The sequence below is a fragment of the Gilliamella sp. W8145 genome, assembly GCF_016101145.1.
Taxonomy (GTDB): Bacteria; Pseudomonadota; Gammaproteobacteria; order Enterobacterales; family Orbaceae; genus Gilliamella; species Gilliamella apis_A.
On sequence record NZ_JACFRC010000001.1, the window covers coordinates 762,358 to 783,207 of the forward strand.

At 36.4% G+C, this 20,850-nt stretch carries 19 protein-coding genes and 1 other annotated feature; of the genes, 10 read left to right on the forward strand and 9 right to left on the reverse strand.

Features of this window, described 5'->3' with window-relative positions; all coding sequences use genetic code 11:
* Positions 1–40 precede the first annotated feature (40 nt).
* Positions 41–166 (forward strand) — a sequence feature (His leader region).
* 39 nt (positions 167–205) lie between these two features.
* From hisG to hisIE, 8 genes are read left to right on the forward strand one after another with little or no spacing between them, the layout of a single operon-like run.
* The gene (hisG, locus tag H3T80_RS03460) at positions 206–1,105 is read left to right on the forward strand and encodes an ATP phosphoribosyltransferase (protein WP_198200029.1); all 900 of its coding nucleotides are present in this window, start codon (positions 206–208) and stop codon (positions 1,103–1,105) included.
* Between the two features lie 4 nt (positions 1,106–1,109).
* Positions 1,110–2,411 carry a histidinol dehydrogenase gene (hisD, locus tag H3T80_RS03465; RefSeq protein WP_198200030.1) on the forward strand — a complete coding sequence of 434 codons (1,302 nt, stop codon included), beginning with the start codon at positions 1,110–1,112 and terminating at the stop codon, positions 2,409–2,411.
* 9 nt (positions 2,412–2,420) lie between these two features.
* A complete protein-coding gene (gene hisC, locus H3T80_RS03470; RefSeq protein WP_232350086.1) occupies positions 2,421–3,476 on the forward strand; it encodes a histidinol-phosphate transaminase in 1,056 nt (351 codons plus the stop codon).
* Positions 3,477–3,487: 11 nt separating this feature from the next.
* Positions 3,488–4,555 (forward strand): bifunctional histidinol-phosphatase/imidazoleglycerol-phosphate dehydratase HisB, encoded by a 1,068-nt coding sequence (gene hisB, locus H3T80_RS03475; protein WP_198200032.1) that lies wholly within the window; start codon positions 3,488–3,490, stop codon positions 4,553–4,555.
* A complete protein-coding gene (gene hisH / locus H3T80_RS03480; RefSeq protein WP_086363954.1) occupies positions 4,556–5,143 on the forward strand; it encodes an imidazole glycerol phosphate synthase subunit HisH in 588 nt (195 codons plus the stop codon).
* Positions 5,144–5,160: 17 nt separating this feature from the next.
* Positions 5,161–5,898, forward strand: a complete 738-nt coding sequence (gene hisA, locus H3T80_RS03485; RefSeq protein ID WP_198201123.1) for a 1-(5-phosphoribosyl)-5-[(5-phosphoribosylamino)methylideneamino]imidazole-4-carboxamide isomerase — start codon at positions 5,161–5,163, stop codon at positions 5,896–5,898.
* A complete protein-coding gene (gene hisF, locus H3T80_RS03490) occupies positions 5,880–6,656 on the forward strand; it encodes an imidazole glycerol phosphate synthase subunit HisF (RefSeq protein ID WP_198200033.1) in 777 nt (258 codons plus the stop codon). The genes hisA and hisF overlap by 19 nt, the downstream gene beginning before the upstream one ends.
* A 20-nt stretch (positions 6,657–6,676) precedes the next feature.
* A complete protein-coding gene (gene hisIE, locus H3T80_RS03495; RefSeq protein WP_086320729.1) occupies positions 6,677–7,276 on the forward strand; it encodes a bifunctional phosphoribosyl-AMP cyclohydrolase/phosphoribosyl-ATP diphosphatase HisIE in 600 nt (199 codons plus the stop codon).
* A 65-nt stretch (positions 7,277–7,341) separates the two neighbouring features.
* Here the strand turns inward: hisIE and cysB are convergent, their stop codons facing one another.
* The 3 genes from cysB to matP form a co-directional block, all read right to left on the reverse strand.
* Positions 7,342–8,313 carry an HTH-type transcriptional regulator CysB gene (cysB, locus tag H3T80_RS03500; RefSeq protein WP_198200041.1) on the reverse strand — a complete coding sequence of 324 codons (972 nt, stop codon included), beginning with the start codon at positions 8,311–8,313 and terminating at the stop codon, positions 7,342–7,344.
* A 177-nt stretch (positions 8,314–8,490) separates the two neighbouring features.
* On the reverse strand, positions 8,491–11,091 hold the full coding sequence (gene topA, locus H3T80_RS03505; RefSeq protein WP_198200043.1) for a type I DNA topoisomerase: 2,601 nt from the start codon (positions 11,089–11,091) through the stop codon (positions 8,491–8,493).
* A 29-nt stretch (positions 11,092–11,120) separates the two neighbouring features.
* The gene (matP, locus tag H3T80_RS03510; protein WP_110448052.1) at positions 11,121–11,585 is read right to left on the reverse strand and encodes a macrodomain Ter protein MatP; all 465 of its coding nucleotides are present in this window, start codon (positions 11,583–11,585) and stop codon (positions 11,121–11,123) included.
* A 148-nt stretch (positions 11,586–11,733) separates the two neighbouring features.
* Here matP and H3T80_RS03515 point away from each other — a divergent pair, with 148 nt between their 5' ends.
* Together H3T80_RS03515 and H3T80_RS03520 are read left to right on the forward strand one after the other, a co-directional pair.
* Positions 11,734–13,416, forward strand: coding sequence for an amidohydrolase (locus H3T80_RS03515; RefSeq protein ID WP_198200046.1), 1,683 nt, complete (start codon positions 11,734–11,736; stop codon positions 13,414–13,416).
* A gap of 367 nt (positions 13,417–13,783) precedes the next feature.
* Positions 13,784–15,163 (forward strand): APC family permease, encoded by a 1,380-nt coding sequence (locus tag H3T80_RS03520; protein ID WP_198200047.1) that lies wholly within the window; start codon positions 13,784–13,786, stop codon positions 15,161–15,163.
* Positions 15,164–15,286: 123 nt separating this feature from the next.
* Here the strand turns inward: H3T80_RS03520 and H3T80_RS03525 are convergent, their stop codons facing one another.
* From H3T80_RS03525 to H3T80_RS03550, 6 genes are all read right to left on the reverse strand, one after another.
* Positions 15,287–15,550: an HPr family phosphocarrier protein gene (locus H3T80_RS03525; protein WP_034913021.1), complete on the reverse strand. Its 264-nt coding sequence runs from the start codon at positions 15,548–15,550 to the stop codon at positions 15,287–15,289.
* A 144-nt stretch (positions 15,551–15,694) separates the two neighbouring features.
* A complete protein-coding gene (locus H3T80_RS03530) occupies positions 15,695–16,636 on the reverse strand; it encodes a phosphatidate cytidylyltransferase (RefSeq protein WP_198200048.1) in 942 nt (313 codons plus the stop codon).
* Positions 16,637–16,671: 35 nt separating this feature from the next.
* Positions 16,672–17,136: a hypothetical protein gene (locus H3T80_RS03535; protein ID WP_110447754.1), complete on the reverse strand. Its 465-nt coding sequence runs from the start codon at positions 17,134–17,136 to the stop codon at positions 16,672–16,674.
* The gene (locus H3T80_RS03540; protein WP_198200049.1) at positions 17,130–18,452 is read right to left on the reverse strand and encodes a phosphatase PAP2/dual specificity phosphatase family protein; all 1,323 of its coding nucleotides are present in this window, start codon (positions 18,450–18,452) and stop codon (positions 17,130–17,132) included. The genes H3T80_RS03535 and H3T80_RS03540 overlap by 7 nt, the downstream gene beginning before the upstream one ends.
* 2 nt (positions 18,453–18,454) lie before the next feature.
* Complete coding sequence (locus H3T80_RS03545; protein ID WP_198200050.1) at positions 18,455–20,212, reverse strand: bifunctional alpha/beta hydrolase/class I SAM-dependent methyltransferase; 1,758 nt, start codon at positions 20,210–20,212, stop codon at positions 18,455–18,457.
* Between the two features lie 10 nt (positions 20,213–20,222).
* Complete coding sequence (locus tag H3T80_RS03550; RefSeq protein ID WP_198200052.1) at positions 20,223–20,840, reverse strand: CDP-alcohol phosphatidyltransferase family protein; 618 nt, start codon at positions 20,838–20,840, stop codon at positions 20,223–20,225.
* Positions 20,841–20,850: the final 10 nt, after the last annotated feature.

A 20,850-nucleotide genomic window follows, 5' to 3' on the forward strand; every position in this document is an offset into this window, starting at 1 on the left:
TATTTTTTATGAATTGTTTTTGTGTTTTCGTTACTAAACATCATCATCACCATCATTCCTGAATAGTCTTCGGGCGATTGGTGCTGGAAGACAAAAGGTCTTCCGGTGATATCGCAAAAGCATTTAGAGAACCCTCGGAAGATCAGTCTTCCGAGGGTTTTTTATTTGTGGTTTATAAATTTATTTAAACAAGTTGGAGAATAATATGTTGGATAATTCACGTTTACGTATAGCAATGCAAAAATCGGGACGTTTAAGCGATGAGTCGAAAAAATTATTGGCGCAATGTGGCATAAAAATCAATTTGCAAGAACAACGCTTAATTGCTTTTGCTGAAAATATGCCAATTGATATTTTACGCGTTCGCGATGACGATATTCCTGGACTAGTTATTGATGGTGTTGTCGATATAGGTATTGTCGGTGAGAATGTGTTAGAAGAAGAAGTTCTTGACAGACAAGCTGAAGGTGAAAATCCACAATATAAAACCTTGCGTCGTCTTGATTTTGGTGGCTGCCGCTTATCAATTGCTGCTCCTCGTGATTTTGTTTACAGTGGCCCAGAATGTTTAAATAATTTACGTATTGCAACCACATATCCTCACCTACTCCGACGTTATCTTTCACAATATAATGTGAATTTCAAAACCTGTTTACTTAATGGCTCTGTTGAAGTTGCACCACGAGCAGGGCTTGCTGATGTAATTTGTGATTTAGTATCTAGTGGGGCCACACTTGAAGCTAATGGTCTACAAGAAATTGAAGTTATTTATAAATCGAAGGCTTGTTTAATTCAACGAGAAGGTGAAATGTCACCAACGAAACAAGCATTAATCGACAAAGTGATGACGCGTATTCAAGGGGTAATTCAAGCTCGTGAATCCAAATACATTATGTTACACGCTCCAACAGCCGTTTTAGATCAAGTTGTATCATTATTACCTGGCGCAGAAAACCCAACCATTTTACCATTAACGGGTGAACAAAATCGGGTAGCTCTACATATGGTGAGTACTGAATCATTATTCTGGGAAACCATGGAAAAATTGAAAGATTTAGGCGCAAGCTCAATCCTTGTATTACCAATTGAAAAAATGATGGAGTAATTAAATGAAACTATCATATTGGCAACAATGTTCAAAAGAAAAACAAGCAGAATTACTGACTCGCCCTGCTATAGCTGCTTCTGATTCTATTAGTCACGCGGTTAAAGATATTTTAACGCAAGTAAAACAAAATGGTGATGAAGCCCTAAAAGAATTAAGTAATAAATTTGATAAAGTACAAATTAAGCAAATCAAATTAACAGAAGATCAAATAAAAACTGCGACAAGCCGTGTTAAACCAGAATTAAAACAAGCGATGCAATTAGCTGTAAGTAACATCGAAAAATTCCACCAAGCACAAGTTAGACAAACTATAACTGTGGAAACGATGCCGGGCATCAAATGTCAGTCAGTCACCAGACCAATTGATTCGGTAGGACTGTATATACCAGGAGGTTCGGCACCTTTATTATCTACCGTATTGATGCTAGCAATACCAGCTAAAATTGCTGGTTGCCGTAAAGTAATTTTATGTTCACCACCACCTATTGCTGATGAAATTTTATATGCAGCAGAACTATGTGGAGTGAGCGAGATTTATCAGCTAGGTGGTGCACAAGCAATTGCTGCAATGGCATTAGGTACTGCATCAGTACCAAAAGTTGATAAAATATTTGGCCCAGGTAATGCCTATGTGACTGAAGCGAAGCGTCAAGTTAGTCAAAGGCTAGATGGTGCAGCTATAGATATGCCAGCTGGACCTTCAGAAGTATTGGTGATTGCAGACAGTTTTGCTAATCCAGCATTTATTGCCGCTGATCTACTTTCTCAAGCTGAACATGGTCCAGACTCTCAAGTAGTACTACTAACACCCGATGAAAAAATTGCTCAAGCTGTTTCAATTGAAGTAGATAAACAACTAGCACAACTGTCACGCCACGAGATCGCAGAAAAAGCTTTACAAGAAAGCCGACTTATTGTTACTAAAGATTTAGAAGAATGTGTGAATATTAGTAATCGCTATGGACCGGAACATTTAATTATTCAAACGCAAAATGCTGATGAATTAGTTGATAAAATTAATAGCGCTGGCTCGATATTTTTAGGTGATTGGTCACCTGAATCAGCAGGTGATTATGCATCGGGTACTAATCATGTTTTACCTACTTATGGTTATACAGCGACTTATTCGAGCCTTGGTTTAGCTGATTTTCAAAAACGTATGACAGTACAAAAATTGACTGCTGAAGGTTTGCAAGCAATCGGTAATGCTGTTGAGCTAATGGCTCAAGCAGAGCAACTTACCGCCCATAAAAATGCCGTAACTATTCGTTTAGCTAAACTTAACTCAGATTCTGAAAAATAGGTGAATAAAATGGACATTAATCAATTAGTCAGAAAGAACGTACAAAAGTTGACTCCTTATCAATCAGCTAGGCGTATAGGTGGTAATGGTGATGTATGGCTAAATGCCAATGAATACCCTGTTGCACCCAATTTTCAGTTAACTGAGCAAAACTTAAACCGCTATCCTGAAGCACAACCCGAACAAGTGATTAATCGTTATGCGCAATATGCGGGTGTCACTCCAGAGCAAGTGATTGTTAGTCGGGGGGCCGATGAAGCAATAGAATTATTAATGCGAGCTTTTTGTGAACTTGAAACCGATACAGTGCTTTACTGCCCTCCAACTTATGGTATGTATCAAGTCAGTGCCGAAACACTAGGTATAAAAACCAAAACCGTACCAACTAAATCTAATTGGCAACTCGATTTAGACGGAATTAAACAAAATCTAGACAATGTTAAATTGATCTATGTATGTTCACCTAATAATCCAACTGGTAATTTGATAGACCAAGATGATATTAAAACTTTACTTAAACTAGCTGAAAATCGCGCTTTAGTGATTATTGATGAAGCTTATATTGAGTTTTCTCCAAATTCAACAGTTGTGAGCTGGCTTGCAAATTATCCTCACTTAGTTATTTTACGAACTTTATCGAAGGCTTTTGCACTAGCAGGACTACGTTGCGGCTTTACTTTAGCAAATAAACCAGTAATAGATGCTTTACAGAAAGTCATTGCACCTTATCCTTTAGCAACACCGGTTGCTGATATAGCAACCCAAGCATTAAGTAAAGATGGTATAAATACCATGAAGTTACATGTTATCAATCTCAATAATCAAAAAGAGAAATTAGCGAATCAACTTTCGGCTTTAGAAATCGTTGAAAAAGTTTATCCTAGCGAAGCTAATTATTTATGTGTTAAATTCCAAAGCAATAAAGAGGTATTTAGCAAATTATGGGATGAAGGCATTATTTTGCGTGATCAAAGCAAATCAATTGGCCAAGATGGTTTTATTCGAATTTCGATTGGTACACAGGCAGAATGTGAAGCAGTAATAACAGCACTCAAAGCGATATAATAGGAGCAAGTATGTTACAAAAATATTTATTTATCGACCGTGATGGAACATTAATAGTTGAACCCCCTATTGATTATCAAGTTGATAGTTTTGAAAAACTTGCATTTGAACCTAATGTGATCCCAACACTACTAAAACTACAAGCTGCTGGTTACAAATTGGTTATGGTTACCAATCAAGATGGATTAGGAACCAGTAGTTATCCGCAAGCTGATTTTGATGGACCGCATAATTTAATGATGCAAATATTCGAATCACAAGGTGTTAACTTTGAAGATGTACTGATCTGCCCTCATTTTCCTCAAGATAATTGTGAATGTCGTAAGCCGAAAATCACTTTAGTTCTACCTTATTTAACCAGTGGTAAGTTAGATAAACAAAATAGTTACGTTATCGGTGACAGGGTCACAGATATGCAACTTGCTGAAAATATGCAAATAAAAGGATTACACTATAATCCAAAATCACTTAATTGGAATGAAATAGCCCAACGTTTAACCACTGCAGATCGTTATGCCAAAGTCGAACGAAATACCAAAGAAACCAAAATTTTAGTTGAAGTTTGGTTAGATAGACAAGGTGGCAGTCAAATTAATACTGGCATTGGTTTTTTTGATCATATGCTTGACCAAATCGCCACTCATGGTGGTATCAAATTAAACATTCAAGTAGAAGGCGATTTACATATTGATGATCACCACACTATTGAAGATACAGGTCTTGCCTTAGGTGAAGCACTAAAAAAAGCACTTGGCGATAAACGAGGTATCACTCGTTATGCATCAGTTATTCCAATGGATGAGTGTTTAGCAAAATGTGCAATGGATATTTCAGGTCGGCCTTACCTCAAGTTTTCAGCACAATTCAGTGATCCGAAAGTTGGCGATATGAGTACACAAATGGTTGAACATTTCTTCTATTCTCTAAGTTATACTATGGCAATTACCTTGCACATTGAAACAACCGGTGATAATGACCACCATCGTATCGAAAGCTTATTTAAAGCCTTTGCCAGAACACTCAAACAGGCGATTAAAATTGAAAGTGATAGATTACCTAGCTCGAAAGGAGTGTTATAGATGAAAATTGTCATTCTAGATACTGGCTGTGCTAATCTTTCCTCAGTCAAATATGCAATACAGAGATTAGGCTATAATCCAATTATCAGCCTTGATCCTGATACCGTACTCGAATCAGACAAACTGTTTTTACCAGGTGTCGGTTCAGCTTCTGCTGCAATGCAAAAATTAGAAGAACGTAATTTAATTGAGCTTATCAAAGTCTGTACTCAACCAGTATTAGGTATCTGCCTCGGTATGCAACTTTTAGCTGATTATAGTAATGAAGGTCATGTCGATACCTTAGGTATTATTCACGAAAAAGTAGTACAAATTCCTGATTGTGGATTACCACTACCACATATGGGCTGGAATCAAGTCAATCCCAAAGCCGGACATCATCTATTTAGAGATATTCCTGATGGTGCTTACTTTTACTTTGTACATGGATACGCCTTACCATTATGCTCATCAACTATCGCAGAAACCAATTACGGCGAAAGCTTTACTGCTGCCGTACAAAAAGACAACTTTTACGGTGTGCAATTTCATCCAGAGCGTTCTGGCTTAGCCGGTGCAAAATTGCTCAAAAACTTTTTGGAGATGTAACTATGGCAGTTTATCCTATTATTATTCCCGCGCTTGATTTAATTGATGGTACTGTTGTGCGGTTACATCAAGGTGATTATGATCAAAAACGAGATTATGGTAATGATCCCTTAGCTCGTCTACAAGATTATCAAAAGCAAGGTGCGAAACTATTACATCTGGTTGATTTAACTGGAGCTAAAGATCCGAAAGCTCGACAAATCTCATTGATAAAATCCCTGATTAATGGTGTACAAGTTCCAGTACAAATTGGTGGTGGAATTCGGACAGAAGAAGATGTTAAAGCATTATTATCCGCAGGTGCAACTCGAGTAGTTATTGGCTCAACAGCGATTAAACAGCCTGATTTGTTAAAAAAATGGTTTGATACTTATGGCCCTGAATCATTGGTATTAGCCTTAGATGTTCGTATTGACCAACAAGGTAACAAAAACGTCGCTATCCATGGTTGGCAAGAGGATTCTAAACAGACATTGGAACAAGTGATTGATGATTATCTACCCTATGGCTTGAAACATGTACTATGTACAGATATTTCCAAAGATGGAACGCTAAGTGGCTCTAATGTAAAACTCTATCAAGAGATCAGCCAAAAATATCCCCAAATTGCGTTTCAAGCTTCTGGAGGTATTGGCCAAATAGATGATGTTAAAGCATTAAAAGATAGTGGTGTTGCCGGCGTTATTGTTGGTAGAGCATTATTAGAAAGTAAATTTACAGTTCAGGAGGCGATTTCATGTTGGCAAAAAGGATAATACCTTGTTTAGATGTCCGTGATGGACAAGTTGTAAAAGGTGTACAATTTCGTAATCATGAAATCATTGGTGATATTGTACCATTAGCCAAACGCTATGCCGAAGAAGGGGCTGACGAATTGGTATTCTATGATATTACAGCCTCCTCCGACGGTCGAGTAGTTGATAAAAGTTGGGTGGCAAAAGTCGCTGAAGTAATAGATATCCCCTTTTGTGTCGCTGGTGGTATAAAAACGGTTGAAGATGCAGGACAAATTTTAACTTTCGGTGCTGATAAAATTTCAATCAACTCTCCTGCGTTAGCTAATCCGAGTTTAATCACGGAGTTAGCTGATTGTTATGGAGTGCAATGTATCGTGGTAGGGATTGATACTTGGTATGATAAAGATTCCGATAGTTATCATGTTTATCAATTTACCGGCGATGAAAAGCGCACTGTGGCGACCAAATGGAATACACTTGATTGGGTGCAAGAAGTACAAAAACGCGGCGCAGGTGAAATAGTGCTAAACATGATGAATCAAGATGGTGTCCGTAATGGTTACGATCTAAAACAACTCAAAACAATTCGAGAAGTTTGTCATGTACCACTGATTGCATCTGGTGGTGCTGGTATGATGGAGCATTTTTTGCAAGCTTTTCAAGAAGCCAATGTTGATGGTGCATTAGCCGCTTCCGTCTTTCACAAACAAATAATTAATATTGGTGAACTTAAACAATATTTAACTCAACATGGAGTAGAAATCCGATTATGTTAACTCAACATTTCCAAATGCAAATAGACACTAAACAACTTGATTGGCAAAAAGTTGATAATTTAATGCCGGTTATCATACAACACTATGTTTCTGGTGAAGTACTGATGCTTGGTTATATGAATCAAGAGGCATTAACTCAGACACAAACGAGTGGCAAAGTAACCTTCTATTCACGTACCAAACAACGCTTATGGACCAAAGGTGAAACATCAGGTAACTTTTTAAATGTAGTAAGTATCTCGACCGATTGTGATAATGATACCCTACTTATTTTAGTTAATCCAATTGGTCCTACTTGTCACACAGGAACAAATAGCTGTTTTAACAATAACCAAACTGAATGGGGATTTTTATACGATTTAGAACAATTACTTGGTGCTCGTAAAAATGCTGACCCTAAATCATCTTATACGGCAAAACTCTACCATGATGGTACGAAGCGTATTGCCCAAAAAGTGGGAGAAGAAGGTGTTGAAACTGCACTTGCAGCTACAGTACACGACAAAGAAGAGTTAAAAAATGAATCAGCCGATTTAATTTATCACTTATTGGTCTTACTACAAGATCAAAATCTCTCAATGCAAGATGTCATTGCTATTTTAAAAGCTAGACATAAATAACATTAGTCACCAAGCACAATCTGTTGTGCTTGGTGTTTAAAATTTATAAGCAAAAGATTTTCCTACTACCTAACTGGTAACTTGATCCCATTAAACATAGCCTGTACTGCCACATTATTTTCACATAAGATAAGTCTATCAACTGTTTGCCTATTTAAATGTGCCGAAAACTGATTAATAAAATCATACATATAATTGCGTAAAAATAGCGAACGAGCAAAGGCAATATAAGTGGTACTATATGGAAATATATGTCCAGCATTAAGTACGACAAAATCACTATCAGAGCTTTCATTAACCGCCATTTTAGCGACAATGCCAACGCCTACCCCTAACTTAACATAAGTCTTAATCAGTTCCGCATCAGTGGTACTAAAAACAATGTTAGGAATTTGATTAGCTTTGATAAAAGCTTGATTCAAATCAGACCCATCATTAGAAAAATCATAACTGACTAAAGGATATTTAGACAATTCATCGATAGTAATTAAACTGCTTTTAGCTAATGGATGATTTTTCATTACAATCACAGCTTGGTTCCAATGATAGCAAGGTATGGCAATCATATCATCGCTAAGTTCAGATAAATCAGTTATGATAGCAAAATCAGCTTGGCCTGTTTGCGCTTGTAAAAGACATTGCGGAGATGATCCTTGCTCCATATGGAGCGTTATACTTGGATACTGTTGCATGAATTGCTGAATAACAATTGGTAAAGTATAACGAGCTTGAGTATAAGTTGTAGTAATGGTTAATGAGCCTTGATTAGGCTGACTAAATTCTTTAGCAATAATTTTAATATCTTGCGATTTAGTTAAAATCTCTTTAGCTAAAGCAATAATCTTCTCACCAACGGGGGTAACTTCGGAAAGATGTTTACCGACACGAGTAAAAATTTGCACATTAAGTTCATCTTCCAATAATTTGATCTGTTTACTGATCCCTGGCTGAGAAGTATACAGTTTTTCAGAGGTAAGTGACACATTAAGATCGTTATTGACGACTTCAACAATATAACGCAGTTGTTGCAACTTCATGACAAAGGCTCCTTTAACTGTATACCTTTCCCCCTTTTTAAAACTATATAAAAAGTCAAAAAGAGGGAAATCGTAAGGTAATTCCTTTCACACTTTAGCACAAACAAAAAACAGCTTTTTATACTAAAACGATTCCTTAACCTGAGCGATTTTACATAAATCATCAGGTGTTCTTACCTATTTTTTACTATTAACCCATTTACCATCAACGTATTGCATTACCCAGCCAGTCGATTTGCCATTGACTTCCGAAGTAACGTACTGCTGTTTACTTTTACGACTAAATCGCACAATAGCTGGATTACCTTCTGGATCTTGACTCGGCGCTTGCGTTAAATAAATAAATTTTTCGGGTAGACGATCTTTAAAACGTTGTAGTTCTTCAATTAGTGGTGCACGAGTTTCTCTTGATTTTGGGAAATTATGTGCAGCTAAAAAGATACCTGAAGCACCATCTCGTAATACAAAATGTGCATCTGACTTAGTACATTTTAACTCAGGCAGATCAACAGGATCTTCTTTAGGTGGCGCTACATCACCATTTTTTAAGATCTTACGAGTGTTTTTACAATCTTGATTGGTACATCCCATGTAAAGTCCAAAACGGCCTGATTTAAGATGCATTTCTGATCCACATTTTTCACATTCAATAATTGGACCTTCATAGCTTTTTACCTTAAATGTGCCTTTTTCAACCAATGAACCATCGCAGATTGGATTATTACCACAAATATGTAATTTACGCTCATTATCGAGCAAATAACTGTCCATAGCCGTATGACATTTAGGACAACGTTTAAGTGCTCTTAGCGCGTCAGTTTCGGCTGTCTCTGCCTCTTCCAAAATATTTAATGTTTCATATTCGGGAATTAAATTAATTGTTTGCTTACAACGCTCTTTAGGAGGTAACGCATAACCAGAACACGCTAAAAATACACCGGTACCAGCAGTTTTAATGCCCATTTCACGACCACAATTAGGGCATTTAATTTCTGGTGTTAAAACTAGTGGATTAAGTTGCATACCTCCACGATCAGGATCTTGTTCTGCAATGGTTAAGTGTTGGCTGAAATCATCAAAAAATTGATCTAAAACTTCACGCCATTCTTGCTTTTTATTGGCAATTTCATCAAGTGCATGCTCCATGCGAGCTGTAAAATCGTAACTCATTAAGTCATTGAAATTTTCACTTAAGCGATCTGTAACAATTTCGCCAATTTTTTCCGCATAAAAACGACGATTATCTAATCGTACATAACCACGATCTTGAATAGTTGATATAATCGTTGCATAAGTAGAAGGACGACCAATCTCTCGTTTTTCAAGTTCCTTAACTAATGAAGCTTCGTTGTAACGAGCGGGAGGCTTAGTAAAGTGTTGATTAGGATCTAAGCCTATTAATTCCAACATATCTTGCATAGATACGGCTGGCAACATCTTATCTTCATTATTTTTAGTTAATTGTGGTTGCACTTTTGTCCAACCATCGAAACGCAAGGTTCGACCTTTAGCTTTTAAGGTAAAATCACCCGCTTTAACTGTAATAGTTGTTGAGTTGTATTCGGCTGATGTCATTTGGCAAGCCACAAATTGACGCCAAATTAATTGATATAATTTAGCTGCATCAGCCTCAACATCGCCAAGACTATCCGCTATAATATTCACGTCTGATGGACGAATTGCCTCATGCGCCTCTTGCGAATTTTTCTTACTACTATAAACGTTAGCTGATTTAGGCAAATACTTCTCACCGAAGTTTTGTCCAATGTAATCCCGAACCATGGTTAACGCATCCTGACTCAAATTAGTAGAGTCGGTACGCATATAAGTAATATAACCAGCTTCATATAGGCGTTGTGCTAACATCATCGTCTTTTTAACACCAAAACCTAAACGGGTACTTGCCGCTTGTTGCAAAGTTGAAGTAATAAACGGCGCTGTTGGATTACTTTTAGTCGGTTTTTCTTCAATATTAGTGACTTGATATTGGCTTTTATTTAATTCATCCAAAGCAATATCAATAGCAACACGATCTTTAGGTTCAAACGCATCATTTTTATAATGCGTTACTTGCATTGTTAATTGTTCTTGATGAGCAGTTTTTAAATCAGCATAAAGATCCCAATACTCTTCAGGAATAAATGCATGAATTTCTCGCTCACGTTCAACCACTAAGCGTACCGCAACTGATTGAACACGACCTGCTGATAAGCCACGAGCGACTTTTTTCCAAAGTAGTGGTGATAGCATAAAGCCAACCACACGATCCATAAATCGTCTTGCTTGTTGAGCGTTAACCCGATCCATATCCAACATGGCTGGATGATTAAAAGCATTTTTAATCGCCGTTTTGGTTATCTCGTTAAATACGACTCGACGATACTTATTATCATCACCACCAATAACGTCTTTTAGATGCCAAGCGATAGCTTCCCCTTCTCTATCCAAGTCGGTTGCGAGATAAATCATATCGGCATCTTTGGCTAACTTTTTAAGTTCGGCAACCACTCGTTCTTTGCCAGGTAAAATTTCATAATGCGCTTGCCAGCCATTGTAAGGATCAACGCTCATACGATCGACTAACACTTGTTTTTCCGATCGTTTAACTTTTTTCTCGGCTTTATCTTTACTTGTTTTTTCAGTGCGTTGACTACTACCACTCACTGGAAGATCGCGAATATGTCCGACACTTGATTTAACTACGAAATCTTTGCCAAGATATTTATTAATCGTTTTTGCTTTGGCTGGTGATTCCACAATAACAAGGGATTTTCCCATAATTAAACCTATTTATCCTGTAGTTTAAGTTATTTACCGTCTATATTGACATCAAGTAATGACAGTAAATCATCTTTAATTGTCGATACTTTACTAGCATATTGCTCTTTTTGCTCTGCATCTTCAATTAGTTGTGTAATTGTTTGTGACAGCGTACATCCTCGGCGCTTAGCTAAATTAGCCAATCGTTGCCAGACTAGAAATTCCAAATCAATAGACTTTTTACGTGTATTTTGCTGTTCGGCATTAAAATGTCGTTTTCGTCGTGCTCGAATGGTTTGCTTCATACGATTATCTAAATCTGGATTTAGATGCTGCTTAATCCAATCAATAACCGCAGTCGGTCTGTGTTCCAATAACAATAATTCATTTACGGCTTGTTGAGCAGCACTCTTTTCAATATAACGAGTGATAAGCTCCCCTTCCAAATGCCTTTTTACTAAATAGTGCCACTTCCAACCGCATTCAAGGTTTTCTAACTGCTGGTATTTCATCGGTTCACCTTGTGACGCTGTAACTAAATATGTTAGTTGTAACATAATCTTGACACACAATAAAGAAAATTATTGCATTTGACAAATTTTTTATAAATCTGCTATCGTTCACCTTTAACTTCAGATCTTTTTTAAGGAATCAAAAATAATGGCAAAAGCCGATGTTATTTATATTAATGGTTACATCTATACTGCTGACCAACACGATACAGTTTGTGAAGCGATTGCAATTCAAAATGGCTATATTATTGCAATTGGCTGCACGCAAGAGATAAATAACAGTCAATATGTTGATAATTCCACGATAATCTATGACCTACAAGGTAAAACTATGATGCCAGGGATTATTGATGCCCATTTACATACCTTTTGGGGCGGCATGCAATTATCCTCATGTAATCTAAATTACCAGAGTTTAACTGTAGATGATACTTTAGCCATTATTCAACAATATTTAGACAATGATTCCGTTCACAATAGTAGTAGTTGGTTACAAGTTCGAGGCTGGTTGCGCCAAGAAGTTTTACCAATTGGTACAGATATTACTCGATTCGATTTAGATAAACTTAATACTCAGCGTCCTATCATTCTATTTTCAAATGACTGTCATACGCTAGTTGCCAACAGCATTGCATTAGAAAAATTTGGCCTTGATCGTAATACACCTGAACCATCTGATGGCAAAATTGGGCGTACTCAGGATGGTGATTTAAACGGTATATTAGAAGATGCCCCTGCAATGCGTGCATTTGACAGTATTTCCAAACTTACCGACGAACAAGCAGTAAACATTGCTAAATTATCACAAGAAGAATTAAATAAGCAAGGTGTAACAGCGGTAATGGATGCGCGGATAACAGAAACCCAAGCTGATGCATTTCTAAAATTACAACAACAAGACCAACTGTCAATCCGATTATTTGGTGCCCGAGAATTACCACCTGATGATGTTGGTAGTATAGAAGATATTCCGGCAGTTATTGATCGCGTTAAACAATTTGCTGAGCATTATAATGACAAAAACTGGCAACCAAAACCAGGAATTAAAGTATCTCATACCAAATTATTTGTCGATGGTGTAATGCAAGCTCCATTAATGACAGCTCGTTTATTACAACCTTATCAATTAGAAAATGAAAAAGATCGCTATGGTGACCTATATTATTCGATAGAAATGCTTGATGCATTAATTTTAGAATCATCACGGGCAGGCTTTCATCCACACATGCACACCGTTGGCGAAGGAGCCATTGAAGTGGTGCTTAATGCGATTGAAAAAATGCGTAAAGCACTACCCAATGCAGATATTAGACCAAGCACAGCTCATAATGAACTTAGTGCGATGCATCAATTTGACCGTTATAAACAATTAAATGCAAATGTTGTTTTTTCATTCCAGTGGGCCGGCTGTAGTTCTGCAATGATTGAACAGTATAAAACATTATTTGGTGCTGAACGTTATAATGGTTTAGAAGCACACGGTCAATATATTGATGCTGGAGTAACTTGTGCTTTTGGTAGTGATTGGCCAATTGATCCGCTTAATGAATGGTATGATTTCCAAATAGCTATGACTAGACAGATTGATGCTGAACATCCACGTTTAAACAGTGATCGCAATTTAACAGCACTTGAAGTACTACGCTGTGCGACCATCGGTGCTGCTTATGTTTTAAAACAAGAAGACTATATCGGATCTATTGAGAAAGGTAAGTTTGCTGATGTAATTATTTTAGATCGTAATCCTTTTACCATTCCGGCAACAGATATACAAAACGTCAAAGTATTAACCACAATTGTGGGCGGCAAAACAGTTTACCTACAAGCATAATTGAACTAACCTATTGTTTTAAAAAAATATAACACCCTGCCATTAGCAGGGTGTTTTTTTATTACTAATCAACATCAAACCTGTGCAACAATCGATTGGAAAATGCATTTTTCAAACAACAATAAAGCCATCAAATAGCCAATTAAATTATTCAACTTTGGTATTTATTGAACACAATTAACAAGCTGACTTATTTTTTTTATCAAAAAAAGCTCACAAATTACGCGGACTTATGATCTTTACTAAAAATTAGCTTGCATAATTATAATAATGTGGGAGAATTCCCTGCCGCTTTAAGCGGGTAAAAAGGCAAAACTATACTTAGTAGTTTTTTATTGTTTTTTGGGACAGAGGAGCAAATTAAATCATGTCCGCAATAAAAATGAAACGAGTTTTAACCACACCTGCATTGATTGCATTTGGTTTAGCTTATATGGTTCCTTTAGGGATCTTTACCACTTATGGGGAAGTTACCGTTGTCAGTAATGGACACTTGCCTGTAGCCTATATCATCACCCTTGCCATGATCTTTTTCACAGCATTAAGTTATTGCCGAATGGCAAATAAACTGCCTATTGCTGGTTCGGCTTATACCTATGTACAACGAACGTTTGGTGGAAAAGCAGGTTTCTTAGTTGGTTGGGCACAAATTCTTGATTACCTATTTTTACCAATATTAAATTATTTGGTTTTAGGGATCTATCTACATGAACTATATGATAGTATTCCAGCTTATGTATATGTATTGGCATCGATTATAGGTGTAAGTGTATTAAATTACCTTGGAATCAAGTTAATTAATTGGGCCAATATTACTTTGAATTTCTTTCAAGCATTATTCATCGTATTGTTTATTATTTTGACATTGACAAATGTTCATTTGACACCTGAAACAATGTTAAAACCAATATCCGTCACAACCGATGATTTTAGTGGTTTATTTTCTGGAGCTGCCATATTATGTCTTGCCTTCTTAGGTTTTGATGCTATAGCAACACTAGCAGAAGAATCCAATGATGCGAAAAAAACCTTACCAAGAGCAATTATCGGCACCGTATTGATTGCTGGTTGTATATTTTTAGTTGTCTCATATTGTGCACATTTAGCTTACCCACAATGGACAGATTTTGTTGATAATAAAGATACTGCCAGTTTAGATGTAATGCGTAAAGTTGATAGCATAAGTCATCTAACCAGTATACTTGGCAAATACGGTAATGATTTTATGTATAATTTCTTCCAAACCGCTTATTTGACAGGTGTATTTGCCTCTACAATGACCGCACAAACTAGTGTGTCACGAATCTTTTATGCAATGGGGCGTGAAGGTGTGTTACCAAAACAGATCTTCTATAAAATTCATCCTCGTTTTCGAACACCTTATTTATCAATTATTTTTGTTTCCTGTTTTTCACTACTCTCTTTGGTACTTGATTTAAGTTTAGTCGTTTCAATGATCAGTTTTGGCGCCTTAGTAGCCTTTACCTTCGTTAACCTATGCGTAATCAAAAGCTACCTAAGTGGTACGGAAAAAACAGTACCAATGCTTTTAAAATATGGATTAATGCCAGCAATTGGCGTATCACTTTCGTTATGGCTATGGACCAGTCTTGAAACGACAGCGATGACGGTAGGTTTAATTTGGTTAGTAATTGGATTTTGTTATTTGCTTTATTTAACTCGATGTTTTACCAAATCATTGCCTTCTATTGATCATACAGAATTGGATTCAATCATCAAAGATTAGTAATCTATTAGGTCTACTTAAAAGTATTTAGTTGATGCCCTTTTAAAACAATTCCGTCGACCAAGGTCGACGGAATTTTCATTTCTCAGTAAATAAAATAAGCTAAGTTAAAATCGCTTAAAATTATTCACCAAAACCTGTAGCAAATAATTCACGGATTTCATCCATTGCTGCTTGTTCATCTTCACCGTCACAGATGATTTCAACAGTTGAACCACCTTTAACGCCAGCACCAAGTAAACCCATCATGCTTTTTAATTTAATGGCTTTGTCGTTATAAACAAGTTCAATTGATGATTTATAACGGCCAGCTAATTTAACAAGCGTTGTTACTGGGCGTGCATGTAAACCAGTTGAATTTTTTACTACCATTTGCTCTTTTAACATATTATAGTCCTTACATATTTCTAACGTTAATACAATGCATGTATTTATATCATAAATTAACTTTTTTTGCTCTTTTTTAGCATCAATTTTTGAAATTATTTGATTATCTGATAGTTTTGCTAATATTTTTCATCACATTAAAAACTAAACTGCCCAAAAATATCTTACGATATGAAAAAATATCGGCGCAGCAAAGCAAATAGAATCAAAACGATCAAGTATTCCACCGTGACCACCTATTAGTTTACCCCAATCTTTTACGCCACGATCGCGTTTAATAGCAGACATAACCAGACCACCCATAAATCCTAACAAAGTGATCATTAAAGAAATAAGTCCTGATTGTATAAAAGTAAACGGAGTGATCCAACACATACAGGCACCAATAAAACTAGCAGATAAAACACCACCAATAAAGCCTTCAATCGTCTTTGATGGTGATACGTTTGGGCTAATTTTATGTTTACCAAACAATTTGCCAAATACGTACTGCAACACATCAGATAACTGAACGATTAATACTAAATAAGCAATGAGTAATAGATTACGGCCTTGGTAATTTTCGATATCTAATACTAATAATGCTGGCACACACGAGATACTATATACCGTAATCATTAATCCCCATTGTACATCGACTATTCTCGCCAAAAAATTAGCGGTTGAACCAGTTATTGTGGCAAATATCGCCAGAAACAAGAAAGCATAAACAGGAATAAAGATACTAAATAAACCATACCATGCTAAGGCGACCAAAATATATTGCATGGGTAAAGCAACTGCAAAAGCAAATATTAGGGCAAAATAATCAGAGTGATTGATAGGCGTTAAAATAAGAAACTCTCGCAATGCTAAAGCTGAAATAACAAAAAACAAAAAAATTACTGCCAGTTGTCCAAACCAAAATGCTAAACCAATAATGGCAACCATTACCCACCACGCATTGATGCGAGTATTTAAATTATCGATAACACTATTAGGCGATGTAAGACGATATTTTAACAATTGACCAATAATTGTTGCCACTAATAAAAACAAGCCGATGCCCAAAAATAATAATAGTGTATCATATTGGAAATGGGACATTTCAGCGCTCCTTATATTGCTGTGGTGGTAATCTATTAACTTGTGATAATAGCATTAATCATTATAAAAACGATTAAACAATTTTGTAATAAAAATAGTACTACCTGCCTTTTAAACAGTGATAAAATCCCTTTTTGCCGTTCAGACAGCGTTCTTGATGATTGATGAGGTTTGATTAGTTGCAAATTGGCTAATGCTATGTCCATAGCTAGCAGCTCTTCTGGTAAATGATCAACATGCTCAGATAAATATTCAAACAATTTTCTATCAAAATCTATCCTTATTGCATAATACTTACTCATTAAACCTAGAATAAAAATGATTAGACAACTGATAGTTAACGATGTTAGAGAAATATGAATCAAAGCGACAATAGCAGCTAATATGGTTAATAGTATCGAAAAAAGATCAATATGTTTACTTATCGATAAAAAACAACAAAACGTTACTATATCTATTTTAGTTACACTATTTTGCGACCTATTATTACTACTCAACATATCGCTATCTCATCTTTAAAGTTAACCAACCAATTGGATAAAATCAGTTGTTGCTGGCTAGAAATTACAATTGAATTCCGCTGTTCTTTTACTATTCCTATCGCCTGTTGCAGAGTATTAGCTCTTTTAGTCCACAATAACCATGCAATAACTGCAGTTGCACTTCTCGAATAACCTAAAGCACAACAGACTAATAGTTTACCCTGCTGTCGATAATATTCGATAGCTTGTGCAGCCTGCTGACACTCTTGTTGTGATAAGGGGGTCATATCTAAAACAGGAATAAGCTTATAGTTACCGTTAAAAAATCCAATTGGCAACTCGGCACAAAGATCGACAACCGATATAAAATGATTTTGATTTAGCGTTTTTGAGGATGGAATGCGACCTAAATAAACTTCATCAATAATCAAATCATCAGTTGGATGTTTAATTGTCCATAACCTTGAATTGAGCCACATAATAGCAAAAAATGGCAAATAGAGCAGATAAACGGCTAACTTAAAATGACCATTTTGCTGTTTTTGCAAACCGGAGGTGCCAAACAACAAATAATTAGTTGCAATCAATAACCAGGCACCAGCCAACCATAACAACCAGAGTGCCCAGCCAGAAAAGTAAATAGCTATAGTGAGTGACAGTAGGAATAAACAAAAATAGATCATCGCCCAAATATAGTTTTTAGTTAATGGTCGATGTTTTAATGGCGTCGTCATATTATCGGGCCATAACCAAATAGAAAAACACCCTACCCATAATCCAGTTGGAATATCGAAAAAATGATGTTGCCAAGTCGTTAAAACCGAAAGTGCAATTAAAAAACACCAAGCATGTAATATATAACGTCCAATCCCCCGAAAATATTGAGCAAAAAATTGCCATAAAATAACTAATAATGTGATGTGTAATGAAGGAGCTTGATTAAACGGTTTATCGAATCCCATTAAAATATCAAACATCAAGCCCAAAAATCCATCCAAAGCTGGGCGTTCAAAATAGAACTTAAGCGGGAAAATTAGAAAACAGGTGATACAAATCACTTGTGCCGTTAACAGCCGTAAACCAAGATTTTTAAGTGATTGCCAAGAAGATGTTAAAAGAATAGCTAATCCATACATCAGATCGATAGACCAATAAGGAATTATCGTCCATGACCAAAGTGGAATAGAATATTCCCAACTAAAAAATAGACTTGTTACATCCTCACGTTGAGATGATAGCCAGTTGGCAAAATTATAGCTAGCAAAAAAGAATACTGATAAACCGGCTAACCATACACATTTATAGACATTAAGTCGGCTAAAGAGTTTTAACATAATCAATGCGAAGTTCGTTGTGCCAGTGATACCGTAAAAATCCCCCACTGGTCTACTAACATGGTCACTTTACTAAAACCTGCTTCGGCAACTAACTGATCCATCTCGATCTGTGTTCGGCGTCGCATGATCCATGGTTGCCCTTCTCGATGTGAAGTTAACGCTCTAGCAATAAACTCTAATTGAGGATGCCAAGGTTGATTGGTATAAAGTAAATACCCACCTTGTGGAATTGCATCAGCCAAGCCAGATAAAGATTGCTGTAACAGTTGATTATCACCAAATAATTCATACAATCCTGATACCACAGCTAAATTAGGCTGCGGAGATAATTGTGCGAGTTGCTCACGGTTAAATGCATCGCCTTTTTCAAAACGAACGATGTCGCTTAAACCTTGTTGCTCAATTAGTGCTTGTCCATCACGGATATTAATATCACTATAATCGCGCAACAAAACCGAATTAGGTTTATTAGCGATTTGATTAATGGTTTCTAAAATATATCGACCATGCCCTGCGGCTATATCAACAATATTTACTTCAGTAGATTGTTGTTGTAACAGTTCAATAGCTTGCTTTAAGAGCAGTTCAAGATGAATTTTTCGTTGTCGAATCCCTCGCCAACCAATAGATTGTAAATAGAGATAATCAAAAAATTGCCCCAATTTTGAAGTGCCGGATGGCTCATTTCGATAAACATAATCAAGTGTACTACCGGAATCAAAACCTGTTTCAAATCCTAGTTTAATTCCATCCGACATATTACTAGCATATTTCAAGGTCGCTTTGACTAACTTCCAATACCATGGTTTAAGCCAACCCGAAGGTGGTAAAGCTAACTTATCGGTTTCGGATCGAGTATAACCTACCCAATCGGCATTAGTTAACTTTGGAACATTGGGTTGATTAGCAAAACAACCTTGAATAAATCGCCTTGCTCTATCAATTGCCATATAACGATCTTTTTCACCAAAGGTATCATGATAAAATTTTGGTAGGATATGAAACTCTTTTTGATTGGTTCCTAAATTATCATAAAACGCCTGTTGTGGTTTTCGTCGCACCACAAAATCACAACCAGAAACTAATAACTGTGTAGGAACAGTGATCGCGTTGGCATCCTTAACAATTCGATCCGCTACCGCATACAAATCAAGCAGTAATCTAACCGAAATGGGTTTAGTAATTAAAGGATCTTTATTAAAAGAATCTGCTCGACTGTCATCATGAGTTAGTAAATTCGGTTTGACATAACTATTTACAAAGAAATTGCCTTTCAAGTTATATAATAACTTAAGTCCAGGTACCGCTAATGGCACATATAATTTAACGCTAAAAGCTGGAGCACCTAAAACTAAAGCGCGAATATTCGGTACATAATCATGCACCCAACCAGCAGCAATTACTGCACCAACACTTTGTGCAATAATAGCAATATCTTGCATTTCAATCGCATATTCTTTAATGATATGCTGTATAAAACAGTTGGCATCTTTTATCAGAGTGGCAAAATTTACCGCATCACCACGTTGACCATCAGATTGGCCATTTCCTCGCGCATCCCAAGCAAAAATATGGAAATCAGGTAATTCCAGCTCTTCAGCTAAATGAGCAATTCGTCCAGAATGTTCATGCCCACGATGAAAAAGTACAATTGCTTTTGAAGGCGTTTTAGTATCACTATCGACTGCAGGCCAATAACGATAAAATAATTGACAGTCATCATGACTAATAAATGTGTTTTGCTGCTGTTCACGCATTCCTTATTCCTTATTCCTTATTATTTTTCGCTTCTTGCAATCCTTTTTTCACTCTATTAATCACAGTAATTAATAACAAAAAGGTGATAAACCACAATAGAACATTTAGCCATTCAAGAGGCAATAAATAGGTTGCAATTCCTAAACTAATTAGGCTGAAAGCTAAAGCTCGATCGCTTTTCCCCATAGGTCCATCATAACGTCGAGAGCTACCAATCATCACACCTAGTACGCCTGCGTATTCGGTTAGAAATGATAACAAGATTACTAATATCATTAAATTGGTATTAACTTGATTTATTTGAGTAAAGATTAACAGCAGAGCACAATCGGAAATCACATCACAAATCTCATTTAAATAGGCTCCTAAATTGGATTTCTGACGATATTCTCTGGCTAACATACCATCAATAGCATTAAGAGCCATCCGGATAAACATCCATACGGGTATTAACAAAAACAGCCATTGATGATCTGCAAAAAAGCCAACTAATAAAGCAATCAATATCGATCCAGCACAAGCAGCTAACGTGACTTGATTGGCGGTTATTCGTGAATAATAAAGCGAATTAACATAAGGACGAAGCAATGTTTGAAAGCGAGATTTTAATTGATAAATAGAAAACACAGATCGATCC

Coding starts and splice junctions, on each gene's coding strand:
- hisG (WP_198200029.1), top strand. CDS start 206: ATGTTGGATAATTCACGTTTACGTATAGCAATGCAAAAATCGGGACGT.
- hisD (WP_198200030.1), top strand. CDS start 1,110: ATGAAACTATCATATTGGCAACAATGTTCAAAAGAAAAACAAGCAGAA.
- hisC (WP_232350086.1), top strand. CDS start 2,421: ATGGACATTAATCAATTAGTCAGAAAGAACGTACAAAAGTTGACTCCT.
- hisB (WP_198200032.1), top strand. CDS start 3,488: ATGTTACAAAAATATTTATTTATCGACCGTGATGGAACATTAATAGTT.
- hisH (WP_086363954.1), top strand. CDS start 4,556: ATGAAAATTGTCATTCTAGATACTGGCTGTGCTAATCTTTCCTCAGTC.
- hisF (WP_198200033.1), top strand. CDS start 5,880: ATGTTGGCAAAAAGGATAATACCTTGTTTAGATGTCCGTGATGGACAA.
- cysB (WP_198200041.1), bottom strand. CDS start 8,313: ATGAAGTTGCAACAACTGCGTTATATTGTTGAAGTCGTCAATAACGAT.
- topA (WP_198200043.1), bottom strand. CDS start 11,091: ATGGGAAAATCCCTTGTTATTGTGGAATCACCAGCCAAAGCAAAAACG.
- matP (WP_110448052.1), bottom strand. CDS start 11,585: ATGAAATACCAGCAGTTAGAAAACCTTGAATGCGGTTGGAAGTGGCAC.
- H3T80_RS03515 (WP_198200046.1), top strand. CDS start 11,734: ATGGCAAAAGCCGATGTTATTTATATTAATGGTTACATCTATACTGCT.
- H3T80_RS03520 (WP_198200047.1), top strand. CDS start 13,784: ATGTCCGCAATAAAAATGAAACGAGTTTTAACCACACCTGCATTGATT.
- H3T80_RS03525 (WP_034913021.1), bottom strand. CDS start 15,550: ATGTTAAAAGAGCAAATGGTAGTAAAAAATTCAACTGGTTTACATGCA.
- H3T80_RS03530 (WP_198200048.1), bottom strand. CDS start 16,636: ATGTCCCATTTCCAATATGATACACTATTATTATTTTTGGGCATCGGC.
- H3T80_RS03535 (WP_110447754.1), bottom strand. CDS start 17,136: ATGTTGAGTAGTAATAATAGGTCGCAAAATAGTGTAACTAAAATAGAT.
- H3T80_RS03540 (WP_198200049.1), bottom strand. CDS start 18,452: ATGTTAAAACTCTTTAGCCGACTTAATGTCTATAAATGTGTATGGTTA.
- H3T80_RS03545 (WP_198200050.1), bottom strand. CDS start 20,212: ATGCGTGAACAGCAGCAAAACACATTTATTAGTCATGATGACTGTCAA.